The organism is Actinophytocola sp. (genome assembly GCF_045807065.1).
In the GTDB taxonomy this organism is placed as follows: Bacteria; Actinomycetota; Actinomycetes; order Mycobacteriales; family Pseudonocardiaceae; genus Actinophytocola.
Genome location: NZ_JBJMIE010000680.1, coordinates 1 through 14525, shown reverse-complemented (window position 1 = coordinate 14525; position 14525 = coordinate 1). Strand labels below are relative to the sequence as shown.

Sequence of the window (14525 nt, the reverse complement as noted above, 5' to 3'; positions counted from 1 at the left end):
GTCGAAGTCGGTCCGCTGCTCGACGCGGGTGGCCTCCACCTTGTAGGTGACCTTGAGGACCGGCGAGTAGATCGAGTCGACCGGGATCCGGCCAATCTCCGCGCCGGCTTGCTTGTTCTGCAGCGCCGGCACGTAACCGCGGCCACGCTCGACGACCAGCTCGATCTCCAGCTTGCCCTTGCCGTTCAGCGTGGCGATGTGCAGATCGGGGTTGTGCACGGTGACACCGGCCGGGGGCACGATGTCGCCTGCGGTGACCTCACCAGGGCCCTGCTTGCGCAGGTACATGGTGACCGGCTCGTCCTCCTCGGAGCTGACGACCAGCTCCTTGAGGTTGAGGATGATGTCGGTGACGTCTTCCTTCACGCCCGGCACGGTGGTGAACTCGTGCAGCACGCCGTCGATGCGGATGCTGGTCACCGACGCGCCCGGGATCGACGACAGCAGCGTCCGCCGCAGCGAGTTGCCGAGCGTGTAGCCGAAGCCCGGCTCGAGCGGCTCGATGGTGAACCGGGAGCGCGTCTCGTTGACCGGCTCCTCGCTGAGCGAGGGCCGCTGGGAAATCAGCACTTTCTTTCTTCCTTTACCTCAGGGACGCCCGCTATTTGACGTCCACCGGAGATGTGCCTGGGGAGGCGGGACGAACCGCCTCCCCAGGTCAAGATCACTTCGAGTAGAACTCGACGATCAGCTGCTCCTGCACGGGCACGTCGATCTGCGCGCGCTCGGGCAGCTGGTGCACGAGGATGCGCAGCGTGTTTGGCACGACCTGCAGCCAGCCCGGGATCGGCCGGTCGCCGAAGGACTCCTTGGCCGCGACGAACGGCAGCGTGGGCAGCGACTTCGGCTTCACGTCGATGATGTCGAACTTCGACACCTGGAAGCTCGGGACGTTGACCCTCTTGCCGTTCACGGTGAAGTGGCCGTGGCTGACCAGCTGCCGCGCCTGGCGGCGGGTGCGGGCGAGGCCCGCGCGGTACACCACGTTGTCCAGCCGCGACTCGAGCAGCTGCAGCAGTGCCTCACCGGTCTTGCCCTTGGTGCGCGCCGCCTGCTCGTAGTAACGGCGGAACTGCCGCTCCAGCACTCCGTAGGTGTAGCGAGCCTTCTGCTTCTCCTGGAGCTGCAGCAGGTACTCGCTCTCCTTGACCCGCCCGCGGCCGTGCTGGCCCGGCGGGTAGGGGCGGCGCTCGAACGCGCGGTCGCCGCCGACGAGGTCAACCTTGTACCGCCGTGACTTCTTGGTCACGGGGCCGGTGTAACGAGCCATTGTTCTCTACTCCCCCGATCCCTAGACCCGGCGCCGCTTCGGCGGGCGGCACCCGTTGTGCGGCTGTGGCGTGACGTCCTGGATGGTCCCGACCTCGAGGCCGGCCGCCTGCAGCGACCGGATCGCGGTCTCCCGGCCGGAGCCGGGGCCCTTCACGAAGACGTCGACCTTGCGCATGCCGTGTTCCGCGGCCTTGCGGGCCGCGTTCTCGGCCGCCATCTGCGCCGCGAACGGGGTCGACTTGCGGGAGCCCTTGAAGCCGACGTGGCCGCTGGAGGCCCAGCTGATCACGTTGCCGCTGGGATCGGTGATGGAGACGATCGTGTTGTTGAACGTGCTCTTGATGTGCGCGTGGCCGTGGGAGACGTTCTTCTTTTCCTTGCGCCGGACCTTCTTGACGCCGGCGCCCTGACGGGACTTGGGTGGCATTGCTTCGGGGTGCTCCTGTTAGCGCGAGGAAGACGAGGTCGGGGTGATCGCGGGCTCCGCCGGGCGCTCGACGTCGCCCTCGCGGGCGGCCTCGTGCTTGAAGCCGGGCACGCGGTAGAGGTCGCGAAGTGCCTGTGGCCGGGCGCTCTTGGGCGCCACCTGAAGAGCCACGAACTGCCGGTTGCGTCGCCGCTGTGCGACGACCGATACGACCTGGCTCACTTCTTCCCAGCCTTCTTCTTGCCGGCGACCGTCTTCTTGGGGCCCTTGCGGGTACGGGCGTTCGTCTTGGTCCGCTGGCCGCGGACGGGCAGGCCGCGACGCCACCGAAGGCCCTCGTAGCAGCCGATCTCGATCTTCCGGCGAATGTCCGCGTTCACCTCGCGGCGCAGGTCACCCTCGACCTTGTAGTTGGTCTCGATGTGCTCGCGCAGCTTCGAGACGTCGTCGTCGGAGAGGTCCTTCGCGCGCAGGTCCGGGTTGATCCCGGTCTGGACGAGCAGTTCCTTGGAGCGGGTACGGCCGATGCCGTAGATGTAGGTCAGCGCGATCTCCATCCGCTTCTCGCGGGGGAGGTCGACGCCAGCAACGCGTGCCATATCTCCTCTTGAAGGTAGTTTCCAGGTCTTCTCCCCAGCCGCCCCGCACGGTGGCGGGCGCCGGCCTGGTCCGACGGTGAACCGAGCCCGTGTGGCTCGGCAGGTCTGGGGAGGGCCTCTTTACGTGTGCCGCGTGATCAGCCCTGGCGCTGCTTGTGGCGCAGGTTCTCGCAGATCACCATGACCCGGCCGTGACGGCGGATCACCTTGCACTTGTCGCAGATCTTCTTGACGCTCGGCTGGACCTTCACGTCCCTGTCTCTCTATCGGTGGCTCTACTTGTAGCGGTAGACGATTCGGCCGCGGGACAGGTCGTAGGGCGAAAGCTCCACGACCACTCGGTCCTCGGGCAGGATGCGGATGTAGTGCTGACGCATCTTGCCGCTGATGTGTGCAAGGACCTTGTGTCCGTTCTCCAACTCGACGCGGAACATCGCGTTGGGGAGCGGCTCCACCACACGGCCTTCGACCTCGATCGCCCCGTCTTTTTTGCCCATGTCCTCCGCGTTTCGTCCTGTGATCGACGCAGCCCGCCGTGCATGTGCCAGCGAGGCGACACGCATGACGGAGACGGCGCAATGGGTGCGCCACCGAAATAGTGTACGCGCGCCAGGTGAACAGGAAAAATCCACCCCCCGTTACCAGCAAGTGGCGGCGCCCGCCAGCACCTGAATGTGACGAAAACCACCATCGGGCGAACCCTTGATCGGCACTGAGGCGCAGGTGAGGGCGTCGACGTCGCCCACAGTCACCAGCCCGTCGCATCGACGGGTGATCTTTGGTACCGGCGGGAGGGTTGCCGCAAGCGCGGGTAGGACGGGCGTCCGGTCGCACCGAACCACTCACGGGGGCGGGGCCCGCTGCGGGTGCCCTGCTAGGGCGCCGTCAGGACCCAGGGTCCGTCGTCGGTCACCGCCACCGTGTGCTCCCAGTGGGCGGCACGCGAGCCGTCGGCGGTCACCACGGTCCAGCCGTCGGACAGTTCCTCCGTCTGGTGGCTCCCGCGCGTGAGCATCGGCTCGATGGCGATCGCCATGCCGGCGCGCAGGCGCGGGCCCTTGCCCGGCTTGCCGAAGTTCGGCAGGAACGGCTCCATGTGCATGGACGTCCCGATGCCGTGGCCGCCGTACTCGCGGACGATGCCGTACGTCGTGTCCGACTCGCGCTCCGTCGCGTGCACGGACTCCTCGATGGCGTGCGAGATGTCCGTCAGGCGGTTGCCGACCACCACCGCCTCGATGCCCGCCTCCATCGCGACGCGGGTGGCGTCGGACAGGGCCTGGTCCTCCGGTGGGACCGCGCCGACCGCGACGGTCACCGCCGAGTCGCCGTGCCAGCCCTCCAGGATGGCGCCGCAGTCCACGGAGATCAGGTCGCCCTCGGACAGCACCTGGGTGCGGGACGGGATGCCGTGCACGATCTGCTCGTTCACCGACGCGCAGATGGTCGCCGGGTAGCCGTGGTAGCCGAGGAACGACGGCACGGCGCCGGCGTCGCGGATGGTCTGCTCCGCCAGCTCGTCCAGCTCACCCGTGCTCACGCCGGGGCGGACGGCCGCCACGACGTCGGCGAGTGCCTTCGCCACCACCAGGCCGGCGGCACGCATGGCCTCCAGCTCGGTCGGGCTCTTCAGCTCGATCATGGTGCGGCCACGCCACTGGCGCAGCGCGTCGACGAGCGCACCGGTCACGTCCGGTCGCGCAACGCGGCGAGGATCCGGTCGGTGACCTGGTCGATCTCGGCGACGCCGTCGACGGTCACCAGCAGGTCCCGGTAGTAGTCGAGCAGCGGCGCCGTCTCCGACTGGTACACGTGCAGGCGGTGCCGGATGACGTCCTCGTTGTCGTCCGAGCGGCCGCGGGCGAGCAGCCGCTGCACCAACACGTCCTCGTCGACCTGCAGCTGCACGACCGCGTCCAGCTTCTGGTCGGACTCGGCCAGCACCGTGGCCAGCACCTCGGCCTGCCCGAGGTTGCGCGGGAAGCCGTCCAGCAGGAAGCCGTCCGCCGTGTCCGACAGCTCGAGCCGGGCGATCAGCATCTGGTTGGTGATCTCGTCCGGCACCAGACCGCCGCTGTCGAGGATGTGCTTGACCTGCTGGCCGAGCTCGGTCTGCTCCGCGATGTTCTTGCGGAACAGGTCACCGGTGGAGATGTGCGGAATGCCCAGCTTCTCGCTCAACGCGGTCGCCTGCGTGCCCTTGCCCGCACCTGGCGGACCCACGAGAACGAGTCGTGTCACTTCAAGAACCCTTCGTAGTTGCGCTGCATCAGCTGGCTTTCGATCTGCTTGACGGTGTCAAGACCCACGCCAACCATGATCAGAACAGCGGTGCCACCGAAGGGGAAGTTCTGGTTCTGACCGCTACCGGTGAGGCTGAGGAAGAAGTTCGGCAGAACGGCGATGATGCCGAGGTAGATCGACCCGGGCAGGGTGATCCTGGTCAGCACGAACTGCAGGTACTCGGAGGTCGGGCGGCCCGGGCGGATACCCGGGATGAAGCCGCCGTACTTCTTCATGTCCTCGGCCCGCTCCTGCGGGTTGAACTGGATGCCGATGTAGAAGTACGTGAAGAAGATGATCATCGCGAAGTAGATGCTGATGTGCACCCAGTTCGACTGCGCCGTCAGGTTGTTCGAGACGAAGCGCGTCCACCAGTTGTTGCTGTTGCCCGTGAGCCTGGTGATCAGGTCGGGCAGGTACAGCAGCGACGACGCGAAGATGATCGGGATGACGCCGGCCTGGTTGACCTTCATCGGCAGGTAGGTCGAGGTGCCGCCGTACATGCGGCGGCCGACCATGCGCTTGGCGTACTGCACCGGGATGCGGCGCTGGCCCTGCTCCAGGAACACGACGCCGACGATGATGGCGAGACCGAAGAGGCAGACGACCGTGAAGATCAGCGGGCCGCCGTTGTTCAGGATGTTGCCGCCCTCGGCCGGGATGCGGGCCGCGATGTTCACGAACATCAGCAGCGACATGCCGTTGCCGATGCCGCGCTCGGTGATGAGCTCGCCGAACCACATGATCACGGCGGTACCGGCGGTCATCGTCACGACGATGATGGCCAGGTCCCAGATGCCGTTCTTCGGGATGATCGGGTCCTGGCAGTCACCGAACAGGCCGCCGCGGTTGGCCATGGCGATGATGCCGGTGGACTGCAGGATCGCCAGTCCGATCGTCAGGTACCGGGTGTACTGCGTGAGCTTGCCCTGGCCCGACTGGCCTTCCTTCTTCAGCTGCTCGAACCGCGGAATGACCACGGTGAGCAGCTGGACGATGATGCTCGCGGTGATGTAGGGCATGATCCCGAGCGCGAAGACCGACAGCTGGAGCAGCGCGCCACCCGAGAACAGGTTCAGCAGCTGGTAAATGCTCTGGTTGTCGACGTCCGCGATGCACTTCTGCACGTTCGGGTACGAGATACCGGGAGACGGCAGCATTGCGCCGATCCGATAGATCGCGATGATCATCAGAGTGAAAAGGATCTTGCGGCGCAGGTCCGGCGTTGTGAGAGCCGAGCGGAAGGCGCTGAGCACCCAAGGACCTCCTCGACGTCGCCGACGATCTTCGCCGACGATCGGCTTCGCCGGTTGGTGACCGGCCGGGAACACGCACCTGGCCGTCAGAGAGCTGGCAAGCCAGAACGCTTCGGGGGACACTCCACCCGAAGCGTGCTCCGACTTTAACAGGACTCCCGGGGGCTCCTGCACCCCCTTGCCCGTTCGGCCCGTTGTTCGACCGTTCGGACCACCCGAACCGGGGACGCGAGTATCCGGCTCACCGTGCGTCGCCGTCGCGGCGAGCCAGGTGCCGCCCGGTACTGACCCGGTCCTGACTAGGTGCGGGGCGGCTCGGCCAGCGGGTCCTCGGTGGGCGGCACGGCCGGGCCGGGCGGGGACGGCGGTGGCGGCGGAGCGTCCGGGAGCGTGATCGGTGGCGGCTCGGTGGCGGGCGGATGATCTGCGGCGGGTGCCGGGTGGGCGCCGTCGGCCTGGCCGACCGGGTCGGACGTGAACGGCACCGCGGGATCGGCGGCGCCCGCTGGGCCGGCTGGCAGCCCGTTGGGCGGGCTCGACACGGCCGAGGGCAGTGGCTGACCGGTCAACGGGTCCACGGCCGCTGGGAGCCCACCAGGGGCGCTCGCCGGCCCCTGGCCGAACGGCTGCCCCGTCAACGGATCCACCGCCGCCGGAAACCCACCAGGCGCACTCGCCGGCCCCTGGCCGAACGACTGCCCCGTCAACGGATCCACCGCCGCCGGAAACCCACCAGGCGCACTCATCGGCCCCTGGCCGAACGACTGCCCCGTCAACGGGTCCACGGCCGGTACCGGGCCCCGGACGGGCTCCGGCGGCAGGGCGTAGGCCACCGCCCGTCCCGCCGACGCGGCCGCTATGCCGTACGGCGGGGTCGCCTGGTAGGGGTCCACCTGTTGCGGGCCCGGCCAGAACGCTTGCCGGCGTGCCGGGAGCAGGGACAGCACCGCCCCCGCGAAGCCCAGCAACGCCGCGGTCAGCAGCAGCCAGTAGCCGGCCAGGTAGTGCCCGTCCGACTCGACGCCCTGTCCGAGGGAGCCCAACGTGATGAAGTACTCGACGCCGTTGGTGACCAGTGTGGCGATCGTCCAGGTGGCGCCGATCAGGAACGCGATGCCGGCCACCGTGAGGACGCCCGCCGCGCGGCCCGCGGACCGGCCGGCCGACGGGGTGGCGGCGTACCAGCACGCACAGACCGCGCCGGCCAGGAACACCGCGGCGAACACCAGGGGGTAGCCGACGTGGGGCACGTCCACCAGGTCGGCACCGGGCTCGGTGGGGCTGAACTCGACGGACCAGGGGCTGTAGGTGATCTCGACGCTGTTGTCCGAGCCGCTGAGGCCACCGCCGAAGGACACCTCACCCGAGTACAGCGGCAGGAAAACGCTCGCGACCACCAGCACCAGCGCGACGAAGCACAGCACCGCGGCCACGATCCTGATCGGTTGCCACCGGGTCGGGATCGTCGTCGGATGCAGCGCGGACATCGCCGCTGGGTACATGGGCATGCCCCGCCGCTCCCCCATTGTCATGTCTGGAGCGTCGCGTATCGGACGCTCCGGCCACAAGACAGAAAAGTCACGAATATCGCGCGGAAAAACGCGAAACGACCGGTGGGGACGAATCACCCACCGGCCGTCTCGACAACCAGGAACTACAGCTTGGTGGCGCTGCCGCCCGCCGCCGTCAACTTCTCCTGCGCGCTCTTGGAGAACGCGTGGGCCGTGACGTCCAGCTTCACCGACAGGTCACCGTCGCCGAGGACCTTCACCAGTTCGTTCTTGCGGACCAGGCCCGCCTTCACCAGCTCGTCGACACCGATGGTGCCGCCGTCCGGGAACACGCGGGCGATGTCGCCCAGGTTCACCGGCTGGTACTCGGTGCGGAACCGGTTCTTGAAACCACGCAGCTTCGGCAGCCGCATGTGGATCGGCATCTGGCCGCCCTCGAAGCGCGCCGGCACGTTCTTGCGTGCCTTCGTGCCCTTGGTACCGCGGCCGGCGGTCTTGCCGCCCTTGCCGCCCTCGCCGCGGCCGACCCGCTGCTTCTCCGTCTTGGCGCCGGGCGCCGGACGGAGGTGGTGGATCTTGATCGCCATCAGTCGTTGACCTCCTCGACGGTCACCAGGTGGCGAACCGTGTGGATCAGGCCGCGGATCTGCGGGGTGTCCTCCCGCACGGTGAACTGGCGGATCTTCCGCAGGCCCAGCGTGCGCAGGGTCTCCCGGTGGTTGCGCTTGGTCCCGATGACGCTACGGACCTGGGTCACCTTGAGCTGTGCCATGTCACTTCCCCTGACCAGCCTGCGCACGCGCCCGGAGCATGCCGGCCGGGGCCACGTCCTCCAGCGGCAGGCCACGGCGCGCCGCGACCTCCTCCGGACGCTGCAGGCCCTTCAGCGCGGCCACCGTCGCGTGCACGATGTTGATCGCGTTGTCGCTGCCGAGCGACTTCGACAGCACGTCGTGAACACCGGCGCACTCCAGCACGGCACGCACCGGGCCACCGGCGATGACGCCGGTACCGGCCGAGGCCGGGCGCAGGAGCACCACGCCGGCGGCACGCTCACCCTGGATCGGGTGCGGGATGGTGCCGGCGATCCTCGGGACCTTGAAGAAGTTCTTCTTCGCCTCCTCAACGCCCTTGGCGATCGCGGCCGGCACCTCCTTCGCCTTGCCGTAGCCGACACCGACCATGCCGTCGCCGTCGCCCACCACGACCAGCGCGGTGAAGCTGAAGCGACGACCACCCTTCACGACCTTGGCGACCCGGTTGATGGCCACCACGCGCTCGAGGTGCGGGGTCTTGTCCTGGGCCGCCCCGCCACGGCCCCCATCGCGACGGTCCCGACGGTCCCGACGGTCACCGCGGTCTCCGCGGTTGTCACCGCCCTGGCCGCCCTGCTGGTGGCCGCCGCCGAATTGCCGTGAACGTCCCGGCATCAGGCGATCCTTCCCATGTTCGTGTGCATGTCTAGAACTCCAGCCCGGCTTCCCGAGCCGCGTCGGCGAGCGCCGCGATGCGGCCGTGGTAGCCGTTGCCACCGTGGTCGAACACGACCTTGGTGACGCCGGCGCTCCTGGCGCGGTCCGCCACCAGTTGGCCGACCTTGGCCGCGCGGGCCTTCTTGTCGCCGTCCAGCGCCCGGACGTCCGCCTCGAGGCTCGTGGCCGACGCCAGCGTGTGCCCGTTCAGGTCGTCGACCAGCTGGGCCACGATGTGCCGCGAGGACCGGGTGATCGACAGGCGCGGACGCTCTGCGGTGCCCTGGACCTTGCGGCGCACCCGGAAGTGCCGACGGGCCTTGGCGACCCGGCGACGCGTCGAGATGTCCTTGCCCAGCGGCTTGCGCCGCTTGGTAACAGTCGCTTCGCTCATGATCACTTACCCGTCTTCCCGACCTTGCGCCGGATTTTCTCGCCCGCGTACCGCACGCCCTTGCCCTTGTACGGGTCGGGCTTGCGCAGCTTGCGGATGTTGGCGGCGACCTCGCCGACCAGCTGCTTGTCGATCCCCTGCACCGAGAACCGGGTCGGCGCCTCGACCACGAAGGTGATGCCCTCCGGCGGCGAGACCTTGACCGGGTGGGAGAAACCGAGCGAGAACTCCAGGTCCGAGCCCTTGAGCTGCACGCGGTAACCGACGCCGTGGATCTCGAGCTTCTTCTCGTAACCGTCGGTCACGCCGACCACGAGGTTGTTCACCAGCGACCGGGTCAGCCCGTGGAGCGCGCGGTTGCGGCGCTCGTCGTCCGGGCGCCTGATCGCGAGGATCCCGTCCTCCCGCTCGACGGTGATCGGCTCGGCGATCGTGTGCGCGAGGGTGCCCTTGGGGCCCTTCACGTTGATCTGCTGCCCGTCGATCGTCACGTCCACGTTGGCCGGGACGGGGATCGGCAGTTTTCCGATGCGAGACATCTGTCTACTCCCCTTTCCCGCTACCAGACGTAGGCGAGGACTTCCCCGCCCATCCTCTGCTTGCTCGCCTGTCGGTCCGTGAGCAGGCCGGCGGACGTGGAGATGATCGCCACGCCCAGGCCGCCGAGCACCTTGGGCAGGCCGGTCGACTTCGCGTACACCCGCAGACCGGGCTTCGACACCCGGCGCAGACCGGCGATGCTGCGCTCCCGGTTCGGGCCGTACTTGAGCTCGACGACGAGGTTCTTGCCCTTCTCGCCGTCTTCGTCGCGGTAGCCCATGATGTAGCCCTCGCGCTTGAGGATCTCCGCGATGTTGGCCTTCAGCTTCGAGTGCGGCAGCACGACCTCGTCGTGGTACGCCGAGTTGGCGTTACGCAGACGGGTCAAGAAGTCTGCGATCGGGTCGGTCATCGTCATGGTGACCTGTCAACCTTTCTCGCCCTGGTTCCCGTCCCCTAGTCAACGTGGGGCTTCGGGCCTGTGGCGGGATGGATGGTGTTGCCTGGAATTACCAGCTGGACTTGTTCACGCCGGGAAGCTCGCCGCGGTGGGCCATCTCCCGCAGGCAGATGCGGCAGAGGCCGAACTTGCGGAAGACCGAACGCGGACGGCCGCACCTCTGGCAGCGGGTGTAACCCCGCACCTTGAACTTCGGCTTCTGCGCCGCCTTGTGGACCAGGGCCTTCTTCGCCATGGGCTCAGTTCTCCTTGAACGGGAAGCCCAGGCGCCGCAGCAGCGCCCGACCCTCCTCGTTGTTGGTGGCGGTGGTGACGACGGTGATGTCCATTCCACGCGGCCGGTCGATCGAGTCCGGGTTGATCTCGTGGAACATCGACTGCTCGTTGAGACCGAACGTGTAGTTGCCGTTGCCGTCGAACTGCTTCGGCGACAGGCCCCGGAAGTCACGGATACGCGGCAGCGCGATGGTCAGCAGCCGGTCCAGGAACTCCCACATGCGGTCGCCGCGCAGGGTCACCTTGGCGCCGATCGGCATGCCCTCACGCAGCTTGAACTGCGCGATGGACTTGGTGGCCCGGCGCACCTGCGGCTTCTGACCGGTGATCAGCGAGAGGTCGCGCAGCGCGCCCTCGATCAGCTTGCCGTCGCGGGCGGCGTCGCCGACACCCATGTTCACCACGACCTTGACCACGCGAGGCACCTGCATCACGTTGTCGTAGGTGAACTCCTGCTGCAGGCCCGCCGCGATCTCCTCGCGGTAGCGGGTCTTGAGCCGCGGAATGATTTTCTCTGCGGTGGTCATCAGACTTCCTTCGGCTCGCCGTTCTTGTCCTGGCCGGCCTTACCACGAGCGACGCGGACCTTCTTGCCGTCCTCGCCGATCTTGTAGCCGACGCGGACCGCCTTGCCGTCGACGACCAGCATCACGTTGCTGACATCGATGGGGGCTTCCTGCGTGACGATTCCGCCCGACTGGGCACCGCGCTGAGTCTGGGTGATCCGGGTGTGCTTCTTGATCCGGTTCACGCCCTCGACGAGGACCTTGCCGCGGTCCGGGTAGGCGTGGATGACCTTGCCCTTGGCGCCCTTGTCCCGGCCGGCGATGACGACGACCTCGTCACCCTTCTTGATCTTCATCTCAGAGCACCTCCGGAGCCAGCGAGATGATCTTCATGAACTTCTTGTCGCGCAGCTCGCGACCGACCGGTCCGAAGATGCGGGTGCCCCGCGGCTCGTTGTCCGGCTTGATCAGCACGGCGGCGTTCTCGTCGAAGCGGATGTACGACCCGTCCGGCCGGCGCTTCTCCTTGGTGGTCCGGACGATGACCGCCTTGACGACGTCGCCCTTCTTCACGCCGGCGCCCGGGATCGCGTCCTTGACCGTCGCGACGATGATGTCGCCGATGCCCGCGTAGCGACGCGCGGAGCCGCCCAGCACACGGATGCAGAGGATCTCCTTCGCACCCGTGTTGTCGGCGACGCGCAGTCGCGATTCCTGCTGGATCACTTTGCCTTCTCCACGATCTCCACGAGCCGCCACCGCTTGGTGGCCGACAGCGGACGGGTCTCCATCAGCAGCACACGGTCGCCGACGCCGGCGGCGTTCTCCTCGTCGTGCGCCTTGACCTTGGTAGTGGACCGCAGCACCTTGCTGTAGCGCGGGTGCTTCTTGCGGTCCTCGAGGGAGACCACGATCGTCTTGTCCATCTTGTCGGACACGACCAGGCCCTCGCGGACCTTGCGGCGGCCGCGAGCCTTCTGCTGCGGCTCGGCCGCCTGCGCCGTCGTCGTCTCAGTCGTCTCACTCATGCGGCACCCTCACCACTCGGAACCTCGTCGGGGGACACCGACAGACCCAGCTCGCGCTCGCGCATCACGGTGTAGATCCGGGCGATGTCGTGCCGGACCGTGCGCAGGCGGCGGTTGTTGTCCATCTGTCCGGTCGCCATCTGGAACCGAAGGTTGAACAGCTCCTCCTTCGCCTCGCGGAGGCGCAGGACCAGCTCCTCGTCGTTCAGCTCACGCAGCTCGGACGTCTGCGTACCAGCGGCCATCAGAAGTCACCACCCTCACGCGTGACGATGCGGCACTTCATCGGGAGCTTGTGGATGGCCCTCGTGAGCGCCTCGCGCGCGACCGTCTCGTTCGGGAAGCTCAGCTCGAACATGACCCGACCCGGCTTGACGTTCGCGATCCAGTACTCCGGCGAGCCCTTACCGGAACCCATGCGGGTTTCCGCGGGCTTCTTGGTGAGCGGGCGGTCCGGGTAGATGTTGATCCAGACCTTGCCGCCACGGCGGATGTGCCGGTTGATGGCGATACGAGCGGACTCGATCTGCCGGTTGGTCACGTAGGCCGACTGCAGCGCCTGGATGCCGAACTCACCGAAGGTGACCCTGGTGCCGCCCTTGGCAGCGCCGGCCCGCTTCGGGTGGTGCTGCTTGCGGTGCTTGACCTTGCGTGGGATGAGCACTGCTCAGCCCTCCCCGTCACTGGCGTTGGACACGGTTGCCTCCGCGCCGTTCACCTGCGGAGCCGTCTCGGTCTCCGCGGGGGCGCGGCCGGCGTCGCTGCTGGGCGCGCCGCCACCACCGGCGGCACCACGGCGGGCCCGCGTGGGGCGCTCGCGCCGGGGAGCGCGCTCGGACGACGGGGCCTGGCTGCGAGTCTCGATCTCGCGGCGGCCGCCGACGACGTCACCCTTGTAGATCCAGACCTTCACGCCGATGCGGCCGAAGGTCGTGCGGGCCTCGAAGAAGCCGTAGTCGATGTCGGCACGCAGCGTGTGCAGCGGCACCCGACCCTCGCGGTAGTGCTCGGAGCGGGACATCTCGGCACCGCCCAGGCGGCCACCGCACTGCACCCGGATGCCCTTGACCTGCGGCGAACGCATGGCCGACTGGATGGCCTTGCGCATCGCGCGGCGGAAGGACACGCGGTTGGACAGCTGCTCAGCGGTCACCTGCGCGACCAGCTGCGCGTCGGCCTCGGGGTTCTTCACCTCGAGGATGTTCAGCTGCACCTGCTTGCCGGACAGCTTCTCGAGCTCGCCGCGGATGCGGTCCGCCTCGGCGCCACGGCGGCCGATGACGATGCCCGGGCGGGCGGTGTGGATGTCGACGCGGACCCGGTCCCGGGTGCGCTCGATCTCCACCTTGGAGATACCCGCGCGCTCCATGCCCTTGGACAGGAGCTTGCGGATCTTCACGTCCTCGGCCACGTACTCCGCGTACTGCTTGTCGGCATACCAGCGGGACTTCCAGTCAGTGGTGATCCCGAGCCGGAAGCCGTGCGGGTTGATCTTCTGACCCACTAGCTGGCACTCCTCTTCGCACTGGACTTACGGCTCTTGGCAGCCGCCTTCTTCGGCTCCGGCTTCGGCCGCGACTCCACCTCGACGGTGATGTGGCTGGTCCGCTTCCGGATCCGGTACGCGCGGCCCTGGGCCCGCGGGCGGAACCGCTTCAGCTGTGGGCCTTCGTCCACGTAGACCTGGCTGATCCAGAGCGTCTCCGGGTCCAGGTCCAGGTTGTTCTCGGCGTTGGCCACGGCGCTCGCCACGACCTTGGCCACGGGCTCGCTCGCGGCCTGCGGCGCGAAACGGAGCACGTTCAGCGCGTCCTCGGCGCTACGACCCCTGATCAGGTCCACTACCCGGCGCACCTTCATCGGCGTGGCGCGGACGTAGCGAGCCCGAGCAATCGCGCGCGGAAGCTCTTCCACCGCGGTCTCGTCACTCATCGCTTACTCCCTATGTCCTCTAGCGCCTGCGCGCCTTGCGGTCGTCCTTCACGTGACCCTTGAAGGTCCGGGTCGGGGCGAACTCGCCGAGCTTGTGCCCGACCATCGACTCCGAGATGAAGACCGGCACGTGCTTGCGGCCGTCGTGCACCGCGATCGTGTGGCCCAGCATGTCGGGGATGATCGTCGAGCGGCGCGACCAGGTCTTGATGACCGTCTTCTTGCCGGACTCGTTGAGCGCGTCCACCTTCTTGAGCAGGTGGTCGTCGACGAACGGGCCCTTCTTCAAACTCCTAGGCATCTGTCACTCCCTCCTGCTCTTAGCGCTTCTTGCCGGTCCGGCGACGACGGACGATCATCCGGTCGCTGGCCTTGCCCTTGTGGCGGGTACGACCCTCGGGCTTGCCGGCCGGGTTCACCGGGTGGCGACCACCGGACGTCTTGCCCTCACCACCACCGTGCGGGTGGTCCACCGGGTTCATCGCGACACCGCGGACGGTCGGGCGCTTGCCCTTCCACCGCATGCGGCCGGCCTTGCCCCAGTTGATGTTCGACTGCTCGGCGTTGCC

The 14525-nt window shown here is 67.9% G+C and carries 27 protein-coding genes and 1 pseudogene; all 28 read right to left on the bottom strand.

Going from position 1 to position 14525, the window contains the following annotated elements:
• Window positions 1-570: DNA-directed RNA polymerase subunit alpha (gene rpoA, locus ACJ73U_RS40100; protein ID WP_407783008.1), on the bottom strand; the 570-nt coding region annotated here is incomplete at its 3' end.
• Between the two features lie 94 nt (window positions 571-664).
• Complete coding sequence (gene rpsD, locus ACJ73U_RS40095; RefSeq protein WP_407783007.1) at window positions 665-1270, bottom strand: 30S ribosomal protein S4; 606 nt, start codon at window positions 1268-1270, stop codon at window positions 665-667.
• Between the two features lie 21 nt (window positions 1271-1291).
• The gene (rpsK, locus tag ACJ73U_RS40090; protein WP_075133123.1) at window positions 1292-1699 is read right to left on the bottom strand and encodes a 30S ribosomal protein S11; all 408 of its coding nucleotides are present in this window, start codon (window positions 1697-1699) and stop codon (window positions 1292-1294) included.
• Between the two features lie 18 nt (window positions 1700-1717).
• Window positions 1718-1921 carry a hypothetical protein gene (locus ACJ73U_RS40085; RefSeq protein ID WP_407783006.1) on the bottom strand — a complete coding sequence of 68 codons (204 nt, stop codon included), beginning with the start codon at window positions 1919-1921 and terminating at the stop codon, window positions 1718-1720.
• Window positions 1918-2298, bottom strand: coding sequence for a 30S ribosomal protein S13 (rpsM, locus tag ACJ73U_RS40080; RefSeq protein WP_407783005.1), 381 nt, complete (start codon window positions 2296-2298; stop codon window positions 1918-1920). Before rpsM ends, ACJ73U_RS40085 begins: the two co-directional genes overlap by 4 nt.
• 137 nt (window positions 2299-2435) lie before the next feature.
• The gene (gene rpmJ / locus ACJ73U_RS40075) at window positions 2436-2549 is read right to left on the bottom strand and encodes a 50S ribosomal protein L36 (RefSeq protein WP_010148647.1); all 114 of its coding nucleotides are present in this window, start codon (window positions 2547-2549) and stop codon (window positions 2436-2438) included.
• Window positions 2550-2573: 24 nt separating this feature from the next.
• The gene (gene infA / locus ACJ73U_RS40070) at window positions 2574-2795 is read right to left on the bottom strand and encodes a translation initiation factor IF-1 (RefSeq protein ID WP_005166804.1); all 222 of its coding nucleotides are present in this window, start codon (window positions 2793-2795) and stop codon (window positions 2574-2576) included.
• A gap of 377 nt (window positions 2796-3172) precedes the next feature.
• Complete coding sequence (gene map, locus ACJ73U_RS40065; protein WP_407783011.1) at window positions 3173-3940, bottom strand: type I methionyl aminopeptidase; 768 nt, start codon at window positions 3938-3940, stop codon at window positions 3173-3175.
• 44 nt (window positions 3941-3984) lie between these two features.
• Window positions 3985-4539 (bottom strand): adenylate kinase, encoded by a 555-nt coding sequence (locus ACJ73U_RS40060; protein WP_407783004.1) that lies wholly within the window; start codon window positions 4537-4539, stop codon window positions 3985-3987.
• On the bottom strand, window positions 4536-5837 hold the full coding sequence (gene secY / locus ACJ73U_RS40055) for a preprotein translocase subunit SecY (RefSeq protein WP_407783010.1): 1302 nt from the start codon (window positions 5835-5837) through the stop codon (window positions 4536-4538). Before secY ends, ACJ73U_RS40060 begins: the two co-directional genes overlap by 4 nt.
• 299 nt (window positions 5838-6136) lie before the next feature.
• Window positions 6137-7345, bottom strand: a complete 1209-nt coding sequence (locus ACJ73U_RS40050; RefSeq protein WP_407783003.1) for a hypothetical protein — start codon at window positions 7343-7345, stop codon at window positions 6137-6139.
• A gap of 146 nt (window positions 7346-7491) precedes the next feature.
• Entirely contained in the window at window positions 7492-7938 is a 447-nt protein-coding gene (gene rplO / locus ACJ73U_RS40045) for a 50S ribosomal protein L15 (protein WP_407783009.1), read from the bottom strand.
• A complete protein-coding gene (gene rpmD, locus ACJ73U_RS40040; protein ID WP_407783002.1) occupies window positions 7935-8120 on the bottom strand; it encodes a 50S ribosomal protein L30 in 186 nt (61 codons plus the stop codon). Before rpmD ends, rplO begins: the two co-directional genes overlap by 4 nt.
• 1 nt (window position 8121) lies before the next feature.
• Complete coding sequence (gene rpsE / locus ACJ73U_RS40035) at window positions 8122-8778, bottom strand: 30S ribosomal protein S5 (protein WP_407783001.1); 657 nt, start codon at window positions 8776-8778, stop codon at window positions 8122-8124.
• A gap of 31 nt (window positions 8779-8809) precedes the next feature.
• Window positions 8810-9214, bottom strand: a complete 405-nt coding sequence (gene rplR / locus ACJ73U_RS40030; RefSeq protein ID WP_407783000.1) for a 50S ribosomal protein L18 — start codon at window positions 9212-9214, stop codon at window positions 8810-8812.
• A gap of 2 nt (window positions 9215-9216) precedes the next feature.
• Window positions 9217-9753: a 50S ribosomal protein L6 gene (rplF, locus tag ACJ73U_RS40025; RefSeq protein WP_407782999.1), complete on the bottom strand. Its 537-nt coding sequence runs from the start codon at window positions 9751-9753 to the stop codon at window positions 9217-9219.
• Between the two features lie 20 nt (window positions 9754-9773).
• Window positions 9774-10172, bottom strand: coding sequence for a 30S ribosomal protein S8 (rpsH, locus tag ACJ73U_RS40020; protein WP_407782998.1), 399 nt, complete (start codon window positions 10170-10172; stop codon window positions 9774-9776).
• Window positions 10173-10263: 91 nt separating this feature from the next.
• Entirely contained in the window at window positions 10264-10449 is a 186-nt protein-coding gene (locus ACJ73U_RS40015; RefSeq protein ID WP_407782997.1) for a type Z 30S ribosomal protein S14, read from the bottom strand.
• 4 nt (window positions 10450-10453) lie between these two features.
• The gene (gene rplE / locus ACJ73U_RS40010) at window positions 10454-11017 is read right to left on the bottom strand and encodes a 50S ribosomal protein L5 (RefSeq protein WP_407782996.1); all 564 of its coding nucleotides are present in this window, start codon (window positions 11015-11017) and stop codon (window positions 10454-10456) included.
• Window positions 11017-11352 (bottom strand): 50S ribosomal protein L24, encoded by a 336-nt coding sequence (rplX, locus tag ACJ73U_RS40005; RefSeq protein ID WP_407782995.1) that lies wholly within the window; start codon window positions 11350-11352, stop codon window positions 11017-11019. The genes rplE and rplX overlap by 1 nt, the downstream gene beginning before the upstream one ends.
• Before the next feature lies 1 nt (window position 11353).
• On the bottom strand, window positions 11354-11722 hold the full coding sequence (rplN, locus tag ACJ73U_RS40000) for a 50S ribosomal protein L14 (protein WP_324920871.1): 369 nt from the start codon (window positions 11720-11722) through the stop codon (window positions 11354-11356).
• Window positions 11719-12024, bottom strand: a complete 306-nt coding sequence (rpsQ, locus tag ACJ73U_RS39995) for a 30S ribosomal protein S17 (RefSeq protein WP_407782994.1) — start codon at window positions 12022-12024, stop codon at window positions 11719-11721. The genes rplN and rpsQ overlap by 4 nt, the downstream gene beginning before the upstream one ends.
• A complete protein-coding gene (gene rpmC, locus ACJ73U_RS39990) occupies window positions 12021-12269 on the bottom strand; it encodes a 50S ribosomal protein L29 (RefSeq protein ID WP_407782993.1) in 249 nt (82 codons plus the stop codon). Before rpmC ends, rpsQ begins: the two co-directional genes overlap by 4 nt.
• Window positions 12269-12688: a 50S ribosomal protein L16 gene (gene rplP, locus ACJ73U_RS39985; RefSeq protein ID WP_407782992.1), complete on the bottom strand. Its 420-nt coding sequence runs from the start codon at window positions 12686-12688 to the stop codon at window positions 12269-12271. The genes rpmC and rplP overlap by 1 nt, the downstream gene beginning before the upstream one ends.
• Window positions 12689-12691: 3 nt before the next feature.
• Complete coding sequence (gene rpsC, locus ACJ73U_RS39980; protein ID WP_407782991.1) at window positions 12692-13528, bottom strand: 30S ribosomal protein S3; 837 nt, start codon at window positions 13526-13528, stop codon at window positions 12692-12694.
• Window positions 13528-13956: a 50S ribosomal protein L22 gene (rplV, locus tag ACJ73U_RS39975; protein WP_407782990.1), complete on the bottom strand. Its 429-nt coding sequence runs from the start codon at window positions 13954-13956 to the stop codon at window positions 13528-13530. The genes rpsC and rplV overlap by 1 nt, the downstream gene beginning before the upstream one ends.
• 19 nt (window positions 13957-13975) lie before the next feature.
• Entirely contained in the window at window positions 13976-14257 is a 282-nt protein-coding gene (rpsS, locus tag ACJ73U_RS39970) for a 30S ribosomal protein S19 (RefSeq protein WP_075126579.1), read from the bottom strand.
• 19 nt (window positions 14258-14276) lie between these two features.
• A pseudogene (locus ACJ73U_RS39965) lies at window positions 14277-14525 on the bottom strand (50S ribosomal protein L2); the annotation flags it as partial.

Bases quoted from the DNA above. Each gene is read 5' to 3' on its own strand.
- rplR (WP_407783000.1), bottom strand. From the start codon at position 9,214: ATGAGCGAAGCGACTGTTACCAAGCGGCGCAAGCCGCTGGGCAAGGAC.
- ACJ73U_RS40015 (WP_407782997.1), bottom strand. From the start codon at position 10,449: ATGGCGAAGAAGGCCCTGGTCCACAAGGCGGCGCAGAAGCCGAAGTTC.
- rpsQ (WP_407782994.1), bottom strand. From the start codon at position 12,024: ATGAGTGAGACGACTGAGACGACGACGGCGCAGGCGGCCGAGCCGCAG.
- rplV (WP_407782990.1), bottom strand. From the start codon at position 13,956: ATGAGTGACGAGACCGCGGTGGAAGAGCTTCCGCGCGCGATTGCTCGG.
- ACJ73U_RS40050 (WP_407783003.1), bottom strand. From the start codon at position 7,345: ATGCCCATGTACCCAGCGGCGATGTCCGCGCTGCATCCGACGACGATC.
- rpsH (WP_407782998.1), bottom strand. From the start codon at position 10,172: ATGACGATGACCGACCCGATCGCAGACTTCTTGACCCGTCTGCGTAAC.
- infA (WP_005166804.1), bottom strand. From the start codon at position 2,795: ATGGGCAAAAAAGACGGGGCGATCGAGGTCGAAGGCCGTGTGGTGGAG.
- rplX (WP_407782995.1), bottom strand. From the start codon at position 11,352: ATGAAGATCAAGAAGGGTGACGAGGTCGTCGTCATCGCCGGCCGGGAC.
- rpsD (WP_407783007.1), bottom strand. From the start codon at position 1,270: ATGGCTCGTTACACCGGCCCCGTGACCAAGAAGTCACGGCGGTACAAG.
- rpsM (WP_407783005.1), bottom strand. From the start codon at position 2,298: ATGGCACGCGTTGCTGGCGTCGACCTCCCCCGCGAGAAGCGGATGGAG.
- rpsK (WP_075133123.1), bottom strand. From the start codon at position 1,699: ATGCCACCCAAGTCCCGTCAGGGCGCCGGCGTCAAGAAGGTCCGGCGC.
- rpsE (WP_407783001.1), bottom strand. From the start codon at position 8,778: ATGCCGGGACGTTCACGGCAATTCGGCGGCGGCCACCAGCAGGGCGGC.
- rpsS (WP_075126579.1), bottom strand. From the start codon at position 14,257: ATGCCTAGGAGTTTGAAGAAGGGCCCGTTCGTCGACGACCACCTGCTC.
- rplE (WP_407782996.1), bottom strand. From the start codon at position 11,017: ATGACCACCGCAGAGAAAATCATTCCGCGGCTCAAGACCCGCTACCGC.
- rplF (WP_407782999.1), bottom strand. From the start codon at position 9,753: ATGTCTCGCATCGGAAAACTGCCGATCCCCGTCCCGGCCAACGTGGAC.
- rpmC (WP_407782993.1), bottom strand. From the start codon at position 12,269: ATGGCCGCTGGTACGCAGACGTCCGAGCTGCGTGAGCTGAACGACGAG.
- map (WP_407783011.1), bottom strand. From the start codon at position 3,940: ATGATCGAGCTGAAGAGCCCGACCGAGCTGGAGGCCATGCGTGCCGCC.
- rpmD (WP_407783002.1), bottom strand. From the start codon at position 8,120: ATGGCACAGCTCAAGGTGACCCAGGTCCGTAGCGTCATCGGGACCAAG.